Annotated in this window: 18 protein-coding genes; 7 read left to right on the top strand and 11 right to left on the bottom strand. The window is 39.1% G+C overall.

Annotated elements, in window-relative coordinates:
* Positions 1-33: 33 nt before the first annotated feature.
* The 5 genes from RE317_RS04490 to RE317_RS04470 all read right to left on the bottom strand — a co-directional run bounded on the left by RE317_RS04490 (position 34) and on the right by RE317_RS04470 (position 6,596).
* Complete coding sequence (locus RE317_RS04490; protein WP_005848941.1) at positions 34-1,194, bottom strand: FecR family protein; 1,161 nt, start codon at positions 1,192-1,194, stop codon at positions 34-36.
* A 66-nt stretch (positions 1,195-1,260) separates the two neighbouring features.
* On the bottom strand, positions 1,261-1,845 hold the full coding sequence (locus RE317_RS04485; RefSeq protein WP_008782436.1) for an RNA polymerase sigma factor: 585 nt from the start codon (positions 1,843-1,845) through the stop codon (positions 1,261-1,263).
* A 100-nt stretch (positions 1,846-1,945) separates the two neighbouring features.
* On the bottom strand, positions 1,946-3,610 hold the full coding sequence (locus tag RE317_RS04480) for a glycoside hydrolase 43 family protein (RefSeq protein ID WP_008667747.1): 1,665 nt from the start codon (positions 3,608-3,610) through the stop codon (positions 1,946-1,948).
* A gap of 13 nt (positions 3,611-3,623) precedes the next feature.
* Complete coding sequence (locus RE317_RS04475) at positions 3,624-4,838, bottom strand: DUF4861 domain-containing protein (RefSeq protein WP_008782437.1); 1,215 nt, start codon at positions 4,836-4,838, stop codon at positions 3,624-3,626.
* Between the two features lie 138 nt (positions 4,839-4,976).
* A complete protein-coding gene (locus RE317_RS04470; RefSeq protein WP_005848933.1) occupies positions 4,977-6,596 on the bottom strand; it encodes a glycoside hydrolase family 28 protein in 1,620 nt (539 codons plus the stop codon).
* A 376-nt stretch (positions 6,597-6,972) separates the two neighbouring features.
* On the opposite strand from RE317_RS04470, the gene RE317_RS04465 reads away from it, so the two are divergent.
* From RE317_RS04465 to RE317_RS04455, 3 genes are read left to right on the top strand one after another with little or no spacing between them, the layout of a single operon-like run.
* Entirely contained in the window at positions 6,973-7,830 is an 858-nt protein-coding gene (locus RE317_RS04465; RefSeq protein WP_005845903.1) for an enoyl-ACP reductase, read from the top strand.
* A 7-nt stretch (positions 7,831-7,837) separates the two neighbouring features.
* Complete coding sequence (locus tag RE317_RS04460; RefSeq protein WP_005848930.1) at positions 7,838-8,839, top strand: hypothetical protein; 1,002 nt, start codon at positions 7,838-7,840, stop codon at positions 8,837-8,839.
* 23 nt (positions 8,840-8,862) lie between these two features.
* Positions 8,863-9,567 (top strand): SAM-dependent methyltransferase, encoded by a 705-nt coding sequence (locus tag RE317_RS04455; RefSeq protein WP_032934791.1) that lies wholly within the window; start codon positions 8,863-8,865, stop codon positions 9,565-9,567.
* Between the two features lie 15 nt (positions 9,568-9,582).
* Here RE317_RS04455 and RE317_RS04450 read toward each other — a convergent pair whose 3' ends face one another.
* From RE317_RS04450 to RE317_RS04440, 3 genes are all read right to left on the bottom strand, one after another.
* On the bottom strand, positions 9,583-10,572 hold the full coding sequence (locus RE317_RS04450) for a hypothetical protein (protein WP_008667743.1): 990 nt from the start codon (positions 10,570-10,572) through the stop codon (positions 9,583-9,585).
* Positions 10,573-10,629: 57 nt separating this feature from the next.
* Positions 10,630-11,484: a lipoyl synthase gene (lipA, locus tag RE317_RS04445; protein WP_005848926.1), complete on the bottom strand. Its 855-nt coding sequence runs from the start codon at positions 11,482-11,484 to the stop codon at positions 10,630-10,632.
* A gap of 98 nt (positions 11,485-11,582) precedes the next feature.
* Entirely contained in the window at positions 11,583-13,784 is a 2,202-nt protein-coding gene (locus tag RE317_RS04440; RefSeq protein ID WP_008667741.1) for a S9 family peptidase, read from the bottom strand.
* An 86-nt stretch (positions 13,785-13,870) separates the two neighbouring features.
* Between RE317_RS04440 and RE317_RS04435 the strand changes: the two genes are divergently transcribed.
* Together RE317_RS04435 and RE317_RS04430 are read left to right on the top strand one after the other, a co-directional pair.
* Positions 13,871-14,797 (top strand): TIGR01212 family radical SAM protein, encoded by a 927-nt coding sequence (locus RE317_RS04435; protein ID WP_005848922.1) that lies wholly within the window; start codon positions 13,871-13,873, stop codon positions 14,795-14,797.
* A gap of 15 nt (positions 14,798-14,812) precedes the next feature.
* The gene (locus RE317_RS04430; protein ID WP_005845911.1) at positions 14,813-16,000 is read left to right on the top strand and encodes an FprA family A-type flavoprotein; all 1,188 of its coding nucleotides are present in this window, start codon (positions 14,813-14,815) and stop codon (positions 15,998-16,000) included.
* Positions 16,001-16,095: 95 nt separating this feature from the next.
* On the opposite strand, the gene RE317_RS04425 is transcribed toward RE317_RS04430, so the two are convergent.
* From RE317_RS04425 to RE317_RS04415, 3 genes are read right to left on the bottom strand one after another with little or no spacing between them, the layout of a single operon-like run.
* Positions 16,096-16,929: a mechanosensitive ion channel family protein gene (locus RE317_RS04425; RefSeq protein ID WP_005845913.1), complete on the bottom strand. Its 834-nt coding sequence runs from the start codon at positions 16,927-16,929 to the stop codon at positions 16,096-16,098.
* A 48-nt stretch (positions 16,930-16,977) separates the two neighbouring features.
* Entirely contained in the window at positions 16,978-17,592 is a 615-nt protein-coding gene (locus RE317_RS04420) for an L-threonylcarbamoyladenylate synthase (RefSeq protein WP_005848917.1), read from the bottom strand.
* A gap of 6 nt (positions 17,593-17,598) precedes the next feature.
* Positions 17,599-19,599, bottom strand: coding sequence for an AAA family ATPase (locus RE317_RS04415; RefSeq protein ID WP_005848915.1), 2,001 nt, complete (start codon positions 19,597-19,599; stop codon positions 17,599-17,601).
* Positions 19,600-20,170: 571 nt separating this feature from the next.
* On the opposite strand from RE317_RS04415, the gene RE317_RS04410 reads away from it, so the two are divergent.
* Both RE317_RS04410 and RE317_RS04405 read left to right on the top strand, forming a co-directional pair.
* Complete coding sequence (locus RE317_RS04410; protein WP_005845921.1) at positions 20,171-21,121, top strand: SPFH domain-containing protein; 951 nt, start codon at positions 20,171-20,173, stop codon at positions 21,119-21,121.
* 8 nt (positions 21,122-21,129) lie between these two features.
* Complete coding sequence (locus RE317_RS04405) at positions 21,130-21,324, top strand: Arc family DNA-binding protein (RefSeq protein WP_117873742.1); 195 nt, start codon at positions 21,130-21,132, stop codon at positions 21,322-21,324.
* The last annotated feature ends 1,295 nt before the right edge of the window (positions 21,325-22,619 follow it).

The following is a 22,619-nucleotide window of genomic DNA, read 5'->3' as shown; positions in this document are numbered from 1 at the left end:
TAATTTAGAATATTCCTGTTATACAGGGCTTGATTATTGTTTTTTTACTAATATGGTTTCTCCCTTTTTCTCAAACTTGACGTCGGATACACGATGAATGATGTCTAGTGCAAAGTCCAAAGGCTTGTTGCGGAAAATAACTCCGGTGAATTTCATGGTTTCTAATTCCTTGGATGCTATTTGAATATCTACATTATAGCATCGGGACAGACGGGCTATCAGCAAGGGAAATGGCATTGCGTCAAATTCCATAGCGCCCTCAGTCCATGAAATATAGAATTCAGGATCTACTTTGTAAACTTTTGATTGTGCAGAAGAGTAATGTTCGCCTGGTAGTAGATAATATTCACCTGATGGAGCATTTACCTTTAATTTTCCTTCAATCAAGGTTACTGATAATTCTTCATCGGGATAAGCCGAGATATTGAAAGTTGTTCCTAATACATAAATAGTATGGTCGTGTGTTTTTATTATGAAAGGGCGGGCTTCATCGTGTGTAACCTCAAACATGGCCTCTCCTTCCAAAGTAACTTCCCGGGTATCTCCGAATTGAACCGGAAAGTTGATATGGGAGTCCGCATTCATTTTTACTTTTGTGCCGTCAGCCAGTACTATTGCGTATTCCGAGCCTTTGGGTACTATGATTTTATTCTGTAATAATTCAGCATCCGGTTCTGGTTTATGAGGATAATTACTTTCTTGTGGGAATGTGATCTCTCCATTGTTGATACGACTTCCATTGATTTCCCGTTGGCTGTTATAAAGTGGAACTACAGACTGGTTTGCTTGTACCCAGGTGGCTTTAGGAGTTTCTGGATTTTGGGAAAGAGGTGATTGTTGTGATTGTTCGCTTTGGGTAATAACAGGTGCTAGGTTCCGGTCATTGAAATATAAAATGGAGGTAATCCCTATCAGTATTGCTATTGCAGCGGCTGAGGAATAGACTACGATACGGCGGTAAATACTACCGGATTGGTTACAACGATTTTGAAGTGACTTCCATGAGCCTTCTTTATCAAACTGATGTAATAAGTTAAGTTGGTTGTTTACATGATGGAGTGAAAGTAACTTCACAAAAATTTCTCTATGCGATGCGTCCTTTGCAATCCATTGCTTTAATTCTTCAAATTCCTGTTCATTGAGTTGATGGGACAGGTATTTTTGAATTAGGATTTCTGTTTTATTCTTTTGCATAATTGTTGTACTGTTTAACAGAAGTATCACAATTACACAAAATGGGTGACAAAAATCTGAAGAAATTTATAAATTAAATAAGATTAGGATTTCTGTCATATTGAAACGACGCAACATTTTTAGTGCGCGTGATAGGTGGGTTTTTACTGTATTTATGGAAATATGGAGCTCTTCAGCTACTTCTTTGTATTTTTTGTCTTCTAGAATAATTTTGACTAAAACATTATACTCTTGTTCCGGCAATTTTTTTAATTCGGCCAGTAATTGATTCCTTTTTTGCAATAGCTCTTCTTCATCATAAAAATCATCGATAGGAGAATAAGATTCTTCTTCCATTTCGTCTAAAGAAAAGTAACGTTCCCGTTGTACTTTGGTCAGTGAGGAGAAACGGACGGCATTGAATAGCCATGCGTGCAGATTGGAGGAAATAGTGGTATGCGAGTTTTTATCCCAAAAACTCACAAATAAATTCTGTACGATATCTTCTGATGTTTCCGCAGAACCTGTGAACTGTACAGAGTAGAGACATAAAGGGAGATAATAAGTATCATACAGTAGACGAAAGGCCTTTTCTTTGTTTTCTGCAAAGAGAGCTAGTATCCTTTCGTCTACTTCATTATATCTATTGTATTTTCTTGCATTATTGTTCATGGATGCCTTTTGCGGCACAAAATTAGGAATTTAACCGACACGATATACGACTTTCATGGATTAAAAATGCAAAAAGTACAATGTATTATGAATATTTTCTTTATTTTTCAATTCTGAACCAGTCAGCGTCCGTCCATCCTCCGTCATTGGTTACAATAGCGGGGCGCGTACAGAAGATACCTACCTTGGCTCCTATCCATTTACCTTCTTTTACTTGGAAAGTTTCTCCTAATGGCTGGAATTTCTTGCCGTCCGTACTGTAACTGAGGTTACATTTCACTAATAAGTCGTGACCGCCTTCACTGGCTTTAATCTTGTCTCCTTTTGCAGAAAATTTAGCGCGAAGATAGATTGTGCCGTCTTTTAAGGGAACGGAAGCATTTACTTTTTCAGTAGCCCCCCGATCGGCTTTCAGGCATTCCACTTGTGACAGGACAAGTCCGTTGTCTGTGTTTTCAACAACTAATCCGGCATAATCCATTCCCATTACAACCAGTCCCGTACGTTCACCTTTATATTTTTCTGTCGGCTTGAAAGTAAGTTTGGTGGTGGCAGTAAAATTGGGAGCCGGGGTTTTTTGTAGCATCAGATTAGAAACATCCCATAAACTTTTATAATCTTCGGGAACTGGGTAGGAGTATAGACGTACAAATCCTTCTCCTCCGTTGAAATACGCCCATTTTTCATTGATGTTAGCCTGCCATTGCCATTGAGGAGACAATGTATAACCATCAAACTCGTCACTTTCTTGCGGGGTACAAATAGGATAGTTCTTACCTACATTAGGCTTTTTATAAGTCAGAACAGGTTCGCCACAACCATCGCCGTCTTTATCAACACCTATAACGGGCCAGTCATCAACCCATTTCATAGGTTGCAGGTGGACTAAGCGTCCGTAAGCTCCTACGTCTTGGAAGTGCATGAACCAGTCCTCTCCCGTAGGGGTGTCTACCCAACCGCCTTGATGAGGCCCGTTGACGGGAGAGTTGCCTTGCGCTAATACTGTTTTCCATTCGTATGGACCGTATACGTTTTTTGAGCGAAGTACGACTTGCCATCCTGTAGGAACGCCGCCTGCCGGATGGAAGATGTAATAGTATCCATTACGTTTATAGAATTTGGGCCCTTCACAAGTCTGATGTGCTTCATGACCATCGAAAATGATACGGGATTGTGTGATAGCTTTACTTGCATCAGCACTTAGCTCACAAATTGTAATTACACTTTTCAGTCCGGCCCGGCTTCCTGCATAAGCGTGAACCAGATATACACGACCGTCATCATCCCATAATGGAGTCGTGTCGATGATGCCCTTTCCGGCTTTCACCAAAACTGGCTCGCTCCAGGGACCTTTCGGATCTTTGGCTTTCACCATGAATGCTCCTTGGTCCGGGTCACCCCAGAATATATAGAATTCACCGTTATGGTGGCGGATACTGGGTGCCCATACACGGTTGCCATGTTCAGGACGGACATCGGTAACAGGGGGCAGTGCGTAGGGTACAGCCGCACCTATGATAGTCCAGTTGACAAGGTCTTTGGAGTGTAATATTTGTAAACCGGGCAGACAGTTGAAACTGGATGAGGTCAAATAATAATCGTCTCCTACACGGCAAACGTCCGGATCGGAGTAATCCGCATACAGGACTGGATTTTTGTAGGTCCCATTGCCTTGGTCGGCCACCCAGGCTTGGGATACATAATTCTGTGCGGGAGCAGATAAAAAACAGCCTCCTAGCAGACAGAGAGTGATTAGTCGTTTCATGGTTTTAGATTTTTTATTTAATCGTAATTTTGCAAGGATGTTCCAATTCTTTTCTCCATTGGGGAAGATAATTGAACCAGTCTTTCATATCTTTAAATCCGAAACTTTCTTTTTTTGAGGTGAAAGTAACGTAATAGTGGAAATGCTGTTGCCCCGGTGCTTGTAAGGTATATAAGTAGTTTGAACCGTCTTGTACTTCTTTACCGATATATTTAGGAATGAAAGTTCCCATACCTGTTGTTTCCTTCACATAGCCTATGGTGTCTGTGACGGGCCAGTCGGTTCCCCAGCTTCCAGTCAGTCCTTTATGGTCGCTCATGTGACCTCCTTCTTTCAGAATCTGTACACCTGCTGCAAAGACTTCCTGTTTAAGCGGACGGTCAAACAGGACATCTACCTTCATGTCCCGATGACCGCCATAGATGGTATATCGATTGATCATGTTCAAATCGTTCCCTTGATATTCCCAACCGATGACTTCTGCTTCGACGATGGCACGTACAGGACCGGAGGCTAGTACACGTTCCGTGCGGTTTACTACTGGTTTTATGTGGGTCGCTTCAGTACCATTCCAACCTTTTAATGCACCTACACCACCACTATTGTAAACACGTAGCGCATCATCTCCGTAGCCGTTGGCACGTTGCGCTTTGGTAGGGTAGAAACAAGTCTCTTTTATTTCCAGTCTTTTATTTACTTTGCTATATGGATCTACCGTCTGTTTTTCGTTGAAATAGATACGATAGGCAACTAATTCACTCTCTATAGCCGGTCCGTGATGGTAAACAAAACTATATACATTCTCGGTTCCTGCCGCTGAAAATCCCGTAATATTGGCGAATTTGTTGTTATGTCCGTAAGCTTTCATTTGGGCATAAGTACGTGCCGGATAGTTTTTTTCACTTTTTTCTGAAGAGAGAATTATACGGAAACTTTTGTTGCTTTTGGCTGGCATATCGATGAGGAAAGCCAGTTCGTCAGCACGTGCGTCACCGTTCAGATCGTCCAGTTGGGACGGAATTTCTTTATTACCTTCCCATACAGTGGCGGATTTGATGTTGAAACCTGCTTTCAGGTTATTTAAATCTATCACTATCGGTTCGTCGGTCTTATTTTGAGTCCATTCATTGCTGACTTCTACGGTCAGTGTCTTTTCGCCTTTTTGTGCAAAAGAGTTGGTAAAGCATCCTGCTAATAATGTGAGGATAATAATTGAGCGCTTTTTCATAATGATGTATAGTTTATTATTTTAAGCACGGATCATACGGATTACACAGTGTTAGTATGAAAACCGTGTTTATCCGTGCAATCCGTGCTTTACTATTTTTATAAATTAAGTGGAGAAATGCACTAATGGGTGTAAGAATTAGAAGTTGAGTTCTTCTCCTTGTGCCCCGATTTCAGCATGATTCTTTCCGTCTATCGTTACATTGGAAACATTTTGCATCTTCAAGTTCTTTCCACTTTTTAATAACTCTATTTTGATATTTTTCATATTAACTTCGTCGGCTTCGCTTAATACTACACCTTCTTTAGCATTAGATACGATGATATTCTCCATATTGATATTCTTGATTCTCATCTCAGGCAAGCCATTGAAGAACACAGCCCTGCCTGCTCCGTTACAGGTTACATCTTTGATAAAGATATTACGGAATATCGGAGTTTCTTCTGTTACAGGAGGGATGGTAGTTTCTGCTTTCTTTTCATCCTGATTAGGATCTTCACCACGACCTTTTCCACCATAGTATAAGTTGAATATTAATGCTTCGTTCGGAATATTAATCATGTTGATATTGCTGATGTAGATATTCTCTACCAATCCGCCACGCCCACGATTACTTTTAAAGCGTAATCCAACATCTGTACCCATGAAAGTACAATTGTCTACATATATGTTGTTTACACCTCCTGACATCTCACTACCTACAACAAAACCTCCATGTCCATGTAATACGGTGTTGTTCATAACGATAACATTTTGACAAGGTTCACCGCGTTTGCGCCCTTGTTCGTCCTTTCCTGACTTTATACAGATACCATCATCTCCTGCATCAAATGAGTTGTTGATAATCAATGCTTTATTACATGATTCCAAATCAAGAGCATCTCCGTTTTGTGAGTACCAAGGATTAGAAACTGTAACTTTATTAATTGTAATATTTTCACATGATAGCGGATGTAAGCACCAACTGGGTGAATTTTTGAATGTCGCTCCTTCCAGCAATACCTTATTACATTTGATGAAACTTAGCAATACAGGACGTAACCAGTCGCGCATGTAGTCCCAGTCAGAATCGGTAAGTTCTCCACGAGGTACGTTGAAGTTGTCTTTTGACAGGATAGCACCTTTCAATGCACCTTCACTGGGATACCAGATTCTTCCGTCGGCATCTACCACACCACCGGAGGCGACCAATTTTTTCCATTGGCCTTCAGTCAGTTTATCTTTCTTGGTCGGACGCCATGTGTCTCCATTACCATCAAATACTCCGTGGCCTGTAATCGCTATATTTTCAGCATTACGTGCTGAAATAGGAGACTGGCAACGACGGGTTTCCAAACCTTCAAAAGAAGTGTTTATAATGGGATATAGTGAATGGTCTGCACTGAATAATACTAACGCATTCTTTTCTGTATATAGATTCACATTGCTCAATAGTTCGATGGGACCGGTCAGCCACAAGCCTTCAGGGATAATGACTTTACCACCGCCTTTGGCATTAACCTGTTGGATTGCATCATTAATAGCCTTTGTGTTTAAAGTAATACCGTCTGGCTTGGCACCGAAATCTATGATGTTTACCGAATAGTCTGGGAAAGTAGGTTGTTCAACTTTATCCATCTTGAAAGGGAGGCTTGTATAGATGGCGGGATCTATAATATCTTCTACAATAGTCGTAGACGGACAATTATTACATCCGGTCAAAAAAGGAATTAAACATGTGGCAGGAAGTAATAGAATCTTCTTTATTAAAGTAGTCATTGGTATTATATATGTTTAAGATTAATAATTATCTAGTTGATTGTTGCTTTAAGAAGTCTTATCACTCTCCCGTAAAAGACCCTCACGGGCTATTTACGGGAGCAGCAATAATGTTTCATGTTAACCTAATTCTAACCTTAAATAAATATTATGAAAAAACCTCTTAATTCGATGGCAAATATAGCTGAAAGAATTGTCCTTTATGTGCACTATTTGATAGAATAAGTGGATTTTTTGTTAAATTCTCATTTAGCTGAAACCTTAAATGGTAAAAATTAGTTTTATAATTGCATTATTTCTTCATTTGTGTGCAAAAAAAGCTATGATTAATTTATTTGTTTGTATCTTTGCAAACTAATTTAACAATAAAGAAGGTATGAGTTACAATTTGTTGAAAGGAAAAAGAGGTATTATTTTTGGTGCATTGAACGAACAGTCTATCGCATGGAAAGTTGCTGAAAAGGCTGTAGAAGAAGGTGCGTCCATTACATTGTCCAATACTCCGGTAGCTGTCCGCATGGGAGAAGTTTCTGCTTTAGCTGAGAAACTGAATTGTGAGGTAATTCCGGCAGATGCAACCAGCGTAGAAGATTTGGAGAATGTTTTCAAACGTTCGATGGAAATATTGGGTGGAAAAATAGATTTCGTTCTGCATTCTATCGGTATGTCTCCTAACGTTCGTAAGAAACGTACTTATGATGACCTCGATTATGATATGTTGAGCAAGACTCTGGATATATCTGCCGTTTCGTTCCACAAAATGATTCAAGCTGCTAAAAAGCTGGATGCTATTGCGGAGTATGGTTCAATTCTGGCTTTGAGTTATGTTGCTGCACAACGTACATTCTATGGATATAATGATATGGCGGATGCAAAAGCATTGCTTGAATCTATCGCACGCAGTTTTGGTTACATTTATGGTCGTGAACATCATGTGCGTGTGAATACCATATCTCAGTCACCGACCATGACTACTGCCGGTTCAGGTGTGAAAGGTATGGATAAGCTGTTTGACTTTGCTAACCGTATGTCACCATTAGGCAATGCTTCGGCAGACGAATGTGCAGATTACTGCATTGTAATGTTCTCTGACCTGACTCGTAAAGTGACTATGCAGAATTTATATCATGATGGAGGTTTCTCCAGTGTAGGTATGAGTTTGCGTGCTATGGCAACTTATGAAAAAGGTCTGGATGAATATAAAGACGAAAACGGAAACATCATTTACGGATAAGAAATAGATGATGCGCAAAATTATATTCATATTAGTAGTATGTCTTGTTGCTCTTTCCTCCTGTCAGTGGGATGGGAAGAGTGGCAATACTGCTGATGTGGATGTAAGAGTTGCCCGTTATGATCGTTTGCAGTATGAGTATGTCACGATGAATAGTTTCTCGGCACTGCAAAAAATGAATACGGACTATCCTCAGGTTACCAAGCTGTTGATAGAAGATGTATTGGCGATAGGTGAGGTGGATGACATGAAGATTAACGACCGGATGTTGGAATATTATTCGGATTCTACTTTATTGACTTTGATGCACGATGCCGAAGAGAAATTTAAGGATCTTGGTTGGGTTGAGGAAAAACTGACCAAAGGTTTCAAACGTTTGAAAAAAGAGGTTCCTACATTGTTCGTTCCTCATTTTTATGCTCAAATAGCTGCTCTGAATCAGTCTGTTGTAGTTGGGGATAGTATTTTGGGTTTTAGTATTGATAAGTATATGGGAGCAGATTATCCTTTATATAAACGCTTCTATTATGACTATCAATGTCGCAGTATGGAGCCTGATCGTATTGTTCCGGATTGTTTTACCTTTTATTTGCTGAGTCAGTATCCTTTGCCATGGCAGCCTGGTCGTACTTTATTAGATATGATTATGCATCGTGGAAAGATAAATTGGATAGTGGCTCATATTTTAGGGTATGAATCTTTTGAGAAAGAGATGGGATATAGTGAGGATGAGGCTGAGTGGTGCAGGAAGAATAAAACAAGTCTGTGGAAGACAATGGTTGAAAATGGTCATTTATATGCTACCGATCCCCTTGTTGTACGTACTTATATACGCAAGGATCCCTTTATTTCTATTATGGGTGAGAAAACTCCTGCAAGTATTGGAGTATGGATGGGGATTTTGCTGATTGATGAATATATGAAAAAGCATCCTGATATGACAATAAAGGATTTGTTGGCTAAGACGGATTATCATCAGATGTTGGCTGAAACAGATTTCAAACCTTGATATTTTGATTGATTAGTAGTATGATGGAAGTTGCTTTGTATCTATTGCCTGTCACATTAGGCGAAACTCCTGTGGAAAATGTGTTGCCTGTGTATAATAAAGAGGTCATTCTCGGCATCAAACATTTTATTGTAGAAGATGTACGCTCGGCACGTCGCTTTTTGAAAAAGGTAGATCGCGGGATTGACATAGATGCATTGACTTTTTATCCATTGAACAAACATACTTCTCCTGAAGATATTTCCGGTTATCTGAAACCTTTGTTGGCCGGACAGTCCATGGGAGTTATTTCTGAAGCCGGTTGTCCGGCTGTTGCTGATCCTGGAGCGGACGTGGTTGCTATTGCTCAGCGTAAGAATCTTAAAGTGGTGCCTTTGGTAGGACCTTCCTCTATTATTATGTCTGTTATGGGATCGGGTTTTAATGGACAGAGTTTTGCTTTTCATGGTTATTTGCCTATTGAGCCTGGTGAGCGTGCGAAACGTATTAAGGTATTGGAGCAGCGTGTTTATGCAGAAGATCAGACGCAGCTTTTTATTGAAACTCCTTATCGTAATAATAAGATGGCGGAAGATATTCTTAAGAATTGCCGTCCGCAAACCAAACTTTGTATTGCTGCCAATATTACGTGTGAAGGAGAATATATAAAGACTAAGACAATAAAGGAGTGGCAGGGGAAATTGCCGGATTTATCGAAGATTCCCTGTATTTTCTTGATTTATAAGTAATGCGATAACAGATATTCATTTAAATTCCTCCCACATCTGTGTCACTATGTTCAGATGATCTATTTCTTCTTTTAGAAAAGAACTATATTGGGCAGAATTCATTTCTATTTCTTCGGGAGTTACAAATTTTCCTCCGGTAAAATGTATCTGTTCTTCATCGTTTAAAGGAAGAATATATAGCATGATGGTTTTTTTAACTCCATTGGTTTCTTTTACCAAATGTTTCAAACTGAAGCGTGGTTCCGGTTGTCCGGTAATATGGTTGCTATATTTATTTTCTACTTCTTTGGCATATTTATCCGTATCTGTCTTGCAGGCATAAATGTAGTCTTCCATAGGTATGTCCAACTTGCCGGGTTCTTCACCTTGATAACTGCGGGGAGCAACATAGATCTTTCCATTGCAAATAGGGGCGATACGTAAAAAAGGCATTTTTTTATAGGTTAAACTGATTGTTTTCACAAATGCATGATTGACAATAATGCAAATGACATATATCAAAGGAGGGATGATGTGGGTCATAGCGTAAAGGGTATTATAAGATAGTGGACTGAAAAATAAATAAATTATGCAGGAAGCAAACAGGTGAATGCCGGATAAAACAGCTATAACCTGTGTGGCCCAACAGTTCAGAATAGATATCTTATAATGAAAGTAGGAGAATAGTTTTGTATAAAAATTGGGGACCATGAGATAGAGTAGTGAAAAACAGAGTATCAGTATTTCTAGCGTAATGGGAACTGTTCGGTCCGGAATAAGCATATCTCCGCTTATGCCTTTTATGATGGATGCAATGATTAATGCCAAAGTTCCATGTAGTAATACTAGATTTGGCTGATAAACAGGAGGTTTGACAAGTCTGTATAGGATATAAATAATGCTAGCCAAACTACAGACATACAAAACAACTGCATCTTGAAAGAAAATGCAGAAAATCATGCATACAATGGCTGGTATTAACCCTGTGGACATGATTAAATTCTTGTATTCCAGTAACGATTTCATTCTCTCTATCTCTATTTATATCTTTATAACAAAAAAGATATAAAGTTGGTTTACTCGTTACCCTTTAAATTTTATATGTTTTTCTGCATGATAGGAGGAACGTACCAAAGGTGCGCTTTCCACTTCTCGGAATCCTTTCTTTAATCCAATTGTTCTATACTGTTTAAATTGATCGGGAGTAATATATTCCGCTACCGGATAATGGCGGTGGGTAGGTTGTAGATATTGGCCAATAGTAAGTATCTTGCAGCCTTGTGCCAATAAATCGTCCATGACTTCTTCTACTTCTTCCGGGCGTTCTCCCAAACCTACCATAATACCGGATTTAGCTGTAATACCATTATTGGCTATTTGTTTGATGACCTTTAAACTGGTTGCATAGTTGGCTGCGCTTCGTACCAGGGGACTGATGCGGCGTACGGTTTCCATATTGTGTGAGATGATGTCTGGTTTGGCGTCAATGACTAGCTGAATCAGTTCGCTCTTTCCTTGAAAATCAGGGATTAAAACTTCGGTTGTGGTTTCCGGATTCAAGCGCTTGATTTCTGAAATCGTTTTAGCCCAATGGGCAGCACCCAAATCATCTAGATCATCACGGTCTACAGAGGTAATAACGGCATGAGATAATTTCATGAGTTGAATGGACTCTGCTACATGGGTAGGTTCTTCAGGGTCTAACGGAAGAGGTCGTCCGGTCTGTGTGTTGCAAAATTTGCAGGAACGGGTACAAATTTCGCCACCTATCATAAAAGTGGCAGTACCTTTTCCCCAGCATTCTCCCATATTGGGACATCGTCCGCTACTGCAAATGGTATGTAGTTTGTGGGAATCTACAATATGTTTGGTTTCGGTATATCGAGCATTTGCCCCTATGTTTATCTTAAGCCAGTCTGGTTTTTTAACGTGATTCATGATGATATTAGATTTATAATTCACCACAGATTATACCAATGCAAATTGTTTTCATTCGGTTTTTATGTAAAATTGTATAATCTGTGGTGAATGGTTTTTTATTTTAAATTATCAATAAAGAAATTGGCTACGCGAGTCAGTAAATGTTTAGTTGTGTTGCCTCCACTGATTCCATGGTTGCGGTTGGTATAGATTTGCATGTCAAATTGCTTGTCGGCCTGTACCAATGCTTCACTGTATTCTGCGTTGTTACGTAAGTGTACATTATCATCTGCTGTGCCGTGGATCAGCAACAATTCACCGTTCAGTTTGTTGGCACGGTTAATAGCAGATGCAGCATTGTAACCTTCCATGTTTTCTTTGGGGGTACGCATGAAGCGCTCTGTATATACCGAATCGTAGAAACGCCAGTCTGTAGGAGCTGCAACAGCTACTCCAGCTTTGAATATCGGTGTTCCTTCACTCATGGACATTAATGTATTGTAACCTCCATAGCTCCATCCCCATATACCGATACGGTTACCATCTACATAGGGTAGTGTACTTAAGTATTTGGCGGCTTCTACTTGATCTTTCGATTCTTTTACTCCTAAACTCAAGTAGGTGCATTTTTCAAAATCAGACCCTCGGCCACCGGTTCCGCGTCCGTCTACACAAGCCATGATGAAGCCTTGACCGGCCATATAAGCTTCGAACATGCCGCCATCTCTACGGGCTCCAATTCCCCATTTGTCTGCAACTTCTTGTGAACCCGGTCCACTATATTGGTGCATGATAACAGGATATTTTTTGTTCGGATTGAAATTTGCGGGTTTCATTATCCAACCATTCAATTCCACACCGTCATTGGTCTTGAAACTAAATAGTTCTTTACTTGGCATATTCAGACGTGAAACTTGGTGTTTCAATGTGTTATTATCTACTAAGGTTGCCAATTCTTTACCATTATTGTCATTAAGGGTAATGACAGGAGGGGTGTTGATATTAGAGAAAGTATTGATGTAATACTTCATATTGTTACTGAAAATAGCTTTATGAGTTCCTTCCTGTTTGGATAGTTTGGTCTTTTTACCTTTGCCGTCCACTTTGTAGATAGCGGTGCGTAGCGGACTACCTTCATTACTTTCAAAATAGAATGTGTTGGTAGCTTCATCCCATCCCAGGAAATCTTTCACTTCGAAGTTCCCTTTTGTGATTTGCTTAACCAGGTTTCCTCCGCTAGTGTAAAGATAGAGATGGTTATAACCGTCTTTTTCACTCATCACCACAAAGTTTTTTGGATAGAAAACGATGTTGGAGTAGGCTTCTTCTTTAATGTATTGGGGAGCTTCATCACGTACCATCAGTTTACACAATGTACTTCGTGGATTGGCAAAATAGAGGTCGAAACGGTTTTGATGACGGTTCAAAGTCATGATTGCCAACGCATTCTCATCATCCGTAAACTTGATGCGAGGGATATAACCGTCTGCATCTAGAGGCAAGTTCATCTTGCGGGTTACCTTACTTTTTATATCAAAAGTATGAACGGTTACTTTGGAATTGTTAATTCCTGGCATAGGGTATTTGTATTCATATTCTCCCGGATAAGTGCTGAATTTCTCTAATGCGGGAACCATACCTTTGTATAATGGAAAAGAATACATAGGTACTTGACTCTCATCAAAACGGATATAGGCAAGCATCTGGCTGTCTGCACTGAAGTCGAAAGCACGGTTGAAGCCGAATTCCTCTTCATATACCCAGTCGGGAATACCATTTAGCACTTCGTTGAATTTGCCGTCTTTGGTTACTTGTGATTCACTGTTGCCAAACAATAATTTTACCAGATAGATATTATTATCACGTACAAAAGCTATCTGATTGCCATCCGGCGAGAATAAAGGAACCTGTTGTGGACCGTTTTCTGAGAGCGGTTCCATTTTATTGTTTTTTACGTTGAAAATATAGTAATTGGCGGTAAACGAACGACGATAAATAGGTTTGGTTTCAGTCTGTATTAGAATCAGTTTTTCATCGGGTGACATGATATAGTCATCAAATGACTTGATGCTACAGTCACGGGCCGTATTTACATCGAAGATGGTACCTGTTTCTTTGCCGGTCTTGAAAGAATACTGTATGATTTTTTTGCCATCGGCACTCATTTGGGTATAATGTTCTCCATCCAACATCGGTTTGATACCTCTGATTCCTTCGGCACGATACGTTCTGTTTGCTACGTCTTGCAAGCTTACTTGTTGGGCTCTGACTGTCAGCAAGCAGAAGAATAAAATAATAAATATACTTAATTTTCTCATAATAGATAAATTCTTTAAATGATAATCAAAGACAAAGGTAAAACTTTTGTTTGAAAATACGTATCTTTGTCCCGCAAAATAAGTTCATGAACAGAGAGATGCTTTATAACGACTTATCCGGCTTTTTAGCTATGCACTTTCCTTGCAAAGTGCAGAAGATTTCTATTAATGCCGGATTTACTTGTCCTAACCGTGACGGCTCGGTAGGATACGGAGGTTGCACTTATTGTAATAATCAAACATTTAATCCGGCCTATTGCCATACGGGAAAGTCTGTTACTCAGCAGTTGGAAGAAGGAAAGCGGTTCTTTGTACGCAAATATCCGGAAATGAAATATCTGGCCTATTTTCAGGCTTATACCAATACGTATGGGGAACTGGAAGAGTTGAAAAGAAAATACGAAGAGGCACTGATGGTAGAGGATGTGGTAGGACTGGTGATAGGAACTCGTCCGGACTGTATGCCGATATCATTACTGGATTATTTGGAAGATCTTGGTAAACGCACTTTTGTATTAGTGGAGTATGGCATTGAAAGTACGGATGATGAAACGTTGCGCCGGATAAACCGGGGACATACTTTCGCCGTTTCTGCGGAGGCTGTTCGGAAGACTGCAGAGAGAGGGATTTTAGTAGGAGGGCATATAATTCTTGGTTTGCCCGGAGAAGAAAGAGAAATGTTAATCAGACAGGCAGGAGTACTTTCACAATTACCTCTGACTACTTTAAAGCTGCATCAGTTACAACTTATTAAAGGTACGCGCATGGCGAGTGAATATGTGAAAGAGCCTGAAGCTTTCCATCTTTATACAGCTGATGAATATGTTGATTTGGTTATTGATTATATAGAACATCTTCGTCCGGACATCGTACTGGAGCGTTTTGTTTCCCAATCACCTAAAGAATTGTTGATAGCTCCTGATTGGGGATTGAAAAATTATGAATTTACGGATAAGGTGAAAAAACGGATGAGAGAAAAAGATGCCTGGCAAGGCAAATACTATAAATATTAAAAGAAGAAAACAGATATGGAAATCAAAGGAAAAGTACATTATGTGGGAGTGAATGACCGTAACAAGGCTTTGTTTGAGAACTTGTGGCCGTTACCTTACGGTGTGTCTTATAACTCTTATTTGATTGACGACGAGATGGTCGCTTTGGTGGATACAGTAGACGTATGCTATTTTGAGGTTTATTTGAAGAAAATTCGTAGCATTATCGGTGATAAACCTATCAATTATTTGATTATAAATCATATGGAACCAGACCATTCCGGTTCTATCAGTTTGATCAAGCAATATTATCCTAACATTGTGATTGTCGGTAACAAGAAGACTTTCGAAATGATTGAAGGGTATTATGGTGTAGGCGGTGAGCGTTATGTAGTGGGTGAAGGAGATTTTCTAGCTTTGGGACATCATAGACTGCGCTTTTCATTGATTCCGATGGTTCACTGGCCCGAAACGATGGTTACTTTTGATGAAACGGAAGGTATTTTGTTTTCCGGTGACGCTTTCGGTTGTTTTGGTGCATTGAATGGTGGTGTAGTTGATACAAATATTAATACAGATATTTATTGGAATGAAATGGTGCGCTATTATTCTAATATTGTAGGCAAATATGGTGCGCCGGTACAGAAGGCCTTACAGAAATTGCAAAACTTGAAAATAACGACTGTTTGTTCTACTCATGGTCCGGTATGGACAGAGGAAATTCCTCGTGTGGTACGTATTTATGACCGTTTGAGTCGTTATGAGGCCGAAGAAGGGGTTGTAATAGCTTATGGCTCGATGTATGGTAATACAGAGGAGGTGGCAGAAGCTATTGCAGAAGAACTGAGCAAGCAGGGAATTCGTAATATCGTGATGCATAATGTTTCTCATACCAGTCATTCTTTTATTATTGCGGATGTATTCAAATATAAAGGACTGATTGTGGGATGCCCCACTTATAATACTCAGATGTATCCGGAAATGGAAGCTCTGCTGAGCAAGCTGGCTTCTCGCGAGATAAAGGGACGTTATCTGGGATATTTTGGCTCATTTACATGGGCTAGCGCTGCTGTGAAGAAAATTGCAGAGTTTAATGATAAGTTGAAATTTGAGCCTGTCGGAAATCCTGTAGAAATGAAACATAGCATGAAGGCCGAAACTAACACTCAGGCAAAGGAGTTGGCTAAGGCTATGGCTGATCGTTTGAAAGCGGATAGAAAATAAATCTTGTGATAGCATACAAATGACGCAAATGACACATGATTGATAAGATCAAGCTTGTGACAATTGCGTCATTCGTGTTCTAAAGATTTCTGACGTTAGGCTTGATGTACAGTAAGCTGTGGGAATGGGAAGTTAATTCCTTCTTTATTAAAAGTAGTATAAACAGTCTGATTCATACTGAAAAATACGTTCCAGTAATCCGAACTATTCACCCATACGCGGATTTTTATATTTACACTGCTGGCAGCAAGTTCTCCTAATTCAATAAAAGGGGCAGGACTGGTGAGAATACGTTTATCATTGGCAATGATTTCACGCAATACTTTTTCTACTTTATTATAGTCTTCTCCGTAGTCCACGCCAAAATTCCATTCTATACGGCGGGTGTCCAGTTTGCTGTAATTTGTAATGACCCCACTACTCATGGCTCCATTAGGTACATATATCATCTTGTTGTCTGCAGTGATAAGAATAGTATGAAAAATCTGTATTTCTTTTACTGTTCCCGAGGCACCGGTAGAAGCTTCGATAAAGTCCCCCACTTTATAAGGCCTGAACAATAAGATAATCAGTCCTCCGGCAAAATTTTGTAAGTTACCAGACAGTGCCATACCGATGGCAACACCGGCAGAAGCGAGAAGTGCGGCGAATCCTGTCAGTTCGATACCTAATTTCCCTATCACAGCAAGAATCAGCATGATGAGCAGTAAGATATTCACCATACTCTTTAGGAATGACTGGATACTCGGGTCCACTTTTCTTTTTTCCAAAATACGTGCAAAAAGTCTGTTCAGCCAATTTACGAGGAACTTTCCGATTATAAAAATAATAAGTGCTCCTAATACTCTTTCTCCTAATTGAATGCCGGAGTCGATAAGTTTCTCTAATGCATTGGTTAATTGAATACTTGTTTCAGATGCTAATAACATGATAAATTTACTTTAATTTGACATTTCTAATATATAAAACAATTCAGATTAAAAATCGTTCAGAATACCTTTACCTTGACGTACAATTTCTGCTTCTCCGTTTGTACAGTTCACAATGGTAGAAGGTTCTATGCTTCCGATACCTCCATCAATAATTAGTTCTACCTCTTTGCCGAATTTTTCTTCTATCAGTTCTGGAGTGGTAATATATTCTATGTCTTCGCCGTCTTTCAGAGGCAACGTGGTGGTCATGATTGGTGCTTTTAGTATATGGCATATTTCCCTGATGATGTTGTTGTCTGGTACGCGTATACCTACTTCTTTACGGTTCTTGAATATTTTGGGCAGACGGTTTCCCGTATTCAGGATAAAAGTGAACGGTCCGGGAAGATTGCGTTTCATTAGCTTGAATGTGCTGTTGTCTACTTTGGCATATTCGCTGATATTGCTTAAGTCGTAACAGATAATGGATAAATTGTTTTTACGTGGATCAATGTTTTTCAGTTTGCAGATACGTTCTATTGCACGTTCTTTCAGACCATGACATCCTATGGCATACATCGTATCGGTAGGGTAAATAATTAACCCTCCCTCTTCCAATATCCGGATTACTTCTTCCAGATCTTTGGGATTATTATTCTTATTATAAAGTCTTAAAAGCATGTTATTTTAATTTTTAGATTTTTTTTCACGCAAGCGTTCCGCAATAGCCCATTGTAGGGCGGCTTCCTCTTCTTTTCCGACTCTCATCAATGCGTCTCCGAAATATTCATGGGCCTTCGGATGTTCCGGCTTTAAAGAAACAGCCCGGTCAAAATCTCCCAAAGCTCCTTCTATATTATCTAATGCCAGTCTGTTTTTTCCTCGATTGTAAATAGCTTTGAATAAAGCGGGACTAAGGCGTACCGCTTCATTCAGACAAACTTCGGCTTCGTAGTATTCCTTGTCATTATGTAATGTGATACCTTTACGTATCCAAGCGTCCGTATAAGAAGGATTCAATTCAATCGCTTTGTCATAATTGGCAATAGCAGCACGTGAATCATGTGCCTGGATGATACATTCATTTCCCATTAAATAATATTCGCGGGCATATTTTTCAAGATTTTTGCGTTGTACATGGAATTGGTCTTTTAGCCGTTTGTTTTCGACTTTCAAATTGTTGATGATTCCCAGCTTCTTACGTATAAATCTTTTGATCAAAGGCTTTTCGATATCATAACGTGAATGGATGGCAAGAAAGAATTGTTCTAGAAATCTTTCAAAATCACCTTTGTCGAAGTGTTGTACCGCTTCTACATATTGTACATCAGCTTGTGCCTGCTTCAATGCTTTTTCAATGGACTGGCGGTTATTGAATCGTTGCGAGAACTTTACTATTTCCGGGCGGACAAAGATATCTCCACGTGTAATTTGCTTTTTTAGTTGGATGCCGTCTAGTGAAGTACAGCGGCTCAATGCTACGTAGGCTTGTCCACCGGCAAACACCCCTCCTGTAAAATCAATAACGACCCTGCTGAAAGTCAATCCTTGGCTTTTGTGTATCGTGATGGCCCATGCCAAACGGATAGGATATTGTATAAATACTCCTAATTCTTCTTCTTCTATTTTTTTTTCTAGTTCATTATATTTATATCGTATATTGCGCCAACTGTCTTTTTTAACGTCAAATTCCTGTCCGTCTTCTGTGATAACATATAATGTATCCTCTTCGTCTATACCTGAAATGGTGCCAATCGTACCGTTCACCCAACGGTGGTCGTAATCGTTTTTTATAAAAATAATTTGTGCTCCTGGTTTTACTTCCAGTTCCATTTGGGTGGGAAGGCTGCTTTCTGGAAATTCTCCGTGTATCTCACCGGTCAGAATCGTTGATTCTCCAGGTAGTTCAGATAATTTCTTTTCATTGATAAAGTCTACGGTATCTCTCCGGGTAGCAAGTGTGATATACATATCACTTTCATTTTCTTCTATGTGAGTGTTGTAACGGGTGTTCAGTAGTTGCAAGTCGGCTGCTCCGGCAGTATTGGTCCGGATATGATCCAATACGTTAACAAAAATTTTGTCCGACTGGCGGTATACTTTTGTCAGTTCTATGGATACCAGCTCCATTTCCTGAAAGACCCGTGCCGAAAAGAAATAAGGGGTGGGATAGAAGCGGTTGATTATCTCACGTTCGTCATTTTTAATGACTGGTTCAAGTTGAAAAACATCTCCTACCAGCAATATTTGCTTGCCTCCGAATGGTTCACGCATATTTTGTGAATATACCCGCAATATTTTGTCTATAAAGTCAATAATGTCTGCCCGAACCATGGAAATTTCATCGATGATCACTAATTCTACTTCTTTTATCAGTTTTCGATGAGCGGAAGTATATTTTAGAAAGCTATGTAACTTTCCATCTTTCAAACTGAATTTAGGATCATCCGGTAAAAGTGGATAGAATGGTAATTTAAAAAAACTATGCAGTGTGCTTCCGCCGGCATTGATAGCTGCAATACCTGTGGGAGCCAGTACTATATGTTTCTTTTTGGTTACTTCGCAAACATATTTTAGAAAAGTAGATTTACCTGTACCCGCCTTTCCAGTGAGGAATACTGACTGACGTGTATATTGGATAAGGTTCAAGGCATCTTGAAACTCTTTATTATGGGTGTCTACTTGCATTTTGTCCATACGTTTGAAAATGAATGGACAAAGATAGTGGAAATCCCGTAAAAGGGCATAAAAAAGACGGTTAAATAACCGTCCTTTTTTATAGTCCTACAGGGGGTTGCCCTGTATTGGTTCTAATTTACTTTGTTTCGTTCAACATAACGTAACCCCAAATCATAGGATCAGCGTTAGCAATTTTGTGAAAAATGTTTTTTACCTTTTTCATAATGTTATCCTTTCTTTTTTTAATTAATACCTAAAAACACTCATAAATAGCAGGCGCACCTCCCGGTTGGCCTTCTTTAAACAATCTTTCTTTTTACCTTAGTAGCTACTAAAAAAATATCTTTTTATGTTTTACAACACAAAGATAAGGAGTCTGTTCGTTATAATATATGTTTTACAGCATATTTTTAATCGATATCTCAATTTTATTGATTTAGGTCAAAAAAAGTAGGAGTTTCTTATTGCATTTTGGTGAATATTTTGTTTGCTTCTGTCGTATAACATATAAATCAGTTTGTTTATCTCAAGAAGTATTGTTTGATTTGTGATATCATAATAATATCAAAAATAAATCATTATGGAAACAAAAGAAATGTCTTACAATGAGCTGGTAATTAATGGGTTTATGGCTTTGTTTTTTAACTTGGTTATGTTGCCTGCACTAGTATTCCTGAACTTTTTGATTTTTGGGCAACTACCTTGGTTATCTATTCCTGTTTTGTTTATGCTGGTATTGTTGTTTGTGCTGATGCTTCCGGGATATTTTTCTCAAGAACCTAATGAGGCACGTGTGATGGTGTTTTTCGGTGAATATAAAGGCACTTTTAAAAACACAGGCTTCTTTTGGGTAAACCCTTTCATGAACAAGAAGAAGTTGTCTCTTCGCGCCCGTAATCTGGATGTGGAGCCGATAAAGGTGAATGATAAGATTGGCAATCCTATTCTGATAGGGCTGGTTTTGGTCTGGAAATTGAAAGATACTTATAAGGCGATGTTTGAGATTGACGCGCAGACGATGGCGGACAGTAAAGGGACAGGGACGGCAAGTGTCAGCGTGGCAGGGCGTATGAATGCCTTTGAGGATTTTGTACGTGTGCAGAGTGATGCGGCCCTCCGTCAGGTGGCCGGACAGTATGCTTACGATGACAATGAGCATGATACGAATGAGCTGACCTTGCGTGGCGGAGGTGAGGAGATTAATGACCAGCTGGAACGTCAGCTTAATGAGCGTCTGGCTATGGCAGGTATGGAAATAGTAGAGGCCAGAATCAATTATTTGGCTTATGCTCCGGAGATTGCAGCGGTGATGCTTCGTCGTCAGCAGGCAAGTGCTATTATTACAGCGCGCGAAAAAATAGTGGAGGGGGCTGTTTCTATGGTTAAAATGGCTTTGGATAAATTAGCCGAGGATGGAATTGTAGAACTGGATGAAGAAAAGAAAGCCGCTATGGTCAGTAATTTGTTGGTAGTGCTTTGTGCGGATGAGCCAGCACAGCCGGTAATTAATTCCGGAACGTTGAATCATTAGTGTAGGAGATGGCAAAGAAAGAAACGATAAAAAGTTTTGTGCTCAGAATGGATGCGGAAACCATGGAAGCTATCGAGAAATGGGCGGCGGATGAATTCCGTTCCACGAATGGACAGCTTCAATGGATTATAGCGGAAGCTTTGCGCAAGAGTGGCAGAATGAAGAAAAAGAAGACAATAATCAAAAAGGAAGAAACAGAATGATACAGTTTATCTAATGGAAACAAAGTGTTTCCTACTGTTTGTAAAAGTAGAAAAATGATTAATAATCAAATAGTTATGGGCTTTTATCTTGGCTGGCGGTAGGTAAATCGAGTATTATGGAGCATATTTTTCTGCGAATTCCGTTACTTACCCGTTGTTTTGCAAATGCGGATAGTCAGAAAATGGTAAATGATTTTTCTTTCAATGTATTCGTTACTTTTCATGACTTCAAAAGGCTCGATGTTCATTAATTTTGTAGCTAAAAGAAGCGAGTAATAACAATAGAAGTTGTCAACAAAATCTCGGTAGACATCAGTGAAATTATTCTCTTCCAAAAGATAAGGACACTTTTAAAAAAGATCAAGAGCTTTTCAAAAAAGAACAAGAGCTTTTTTTAAAAGATAACGGGCTTTTTTAAAAGTGTCTTGGCCTTTTTACCACTACCGGGGATACTATTATATTTCGTGGAGATATGCACACTGTTTGCGAGCAAAAAAACGAGAACACCCTATTTTACATCAAGTTGGAATAGTCTAAAAAAGAAGTTTATATAACTGAAAGTAAGCATGTTATACAGAAATCAGCTTCAAAACGTAGTGAGGGCATAGGGTATAAGTGAGGGCAATAATTTTTACTATAACTACATAAGTTGCTTATAATGAGTTTGTTGTGTACGAAGTGAGGGCATGAGGGCATAAATGCTCCCAACTTTTTTTGAATGATGCGTCAAGAAGACTTTCGGAAATTGTTCGAAGAAGAAAATGATGCTTTAAGAGCGTTCCCTCTTCCTATGATTTTGCAGGTGAGCCGATGTTTACCCAATATTCATTTTAGTCTGTCGCGCGCGATAATATAATATGGTGTATACTTTTTGATATTGTAAAATGGATTATCGAAATAAACATTACGTATAATCTGTAAATCAGATGTTTATAAATATAATCACAAAAAAAATAGAAAAAACAGTAGATATATTTGGATAAAGAAATGAAATCAACTACTTTTGCATCCGCTTAGCAAGAGAGGTAAGTTTAAAACTGACAAGATGATTTGAAGAACATAGATGAAACAAAAAAGTTTTAAAAAAGTTCGATGTTTTTTTGGTAGTTTGAAATAAACGCTTTATCTTTGCAAAACATTTCCGAGAAAAACGGAAATAGGCATGAATGAGTTCTTTGAAAGATTTAAGATAAACAAACAAGTAGTACAAGCCGGTGCACCGTATGTGATATATATATGGTGTACGGAAAAAACAAGAACCGTCAATATTGATATTGATAGATTTGGAATCCTTG

The sequence above is a fragment of the Phocaeicola sp. GP0067 genome (genome assembly GCF_031119655.1).
Lineage (GTDB): Bacteria > Bacteroidota > Bacteroidia > Bacteroidales > Bacteroidaceae > Phocaeicola > Phocaeicola vulgatus.
This window is presented reverse-complemented; position numbering and strand designations above follow the sequence as displayed.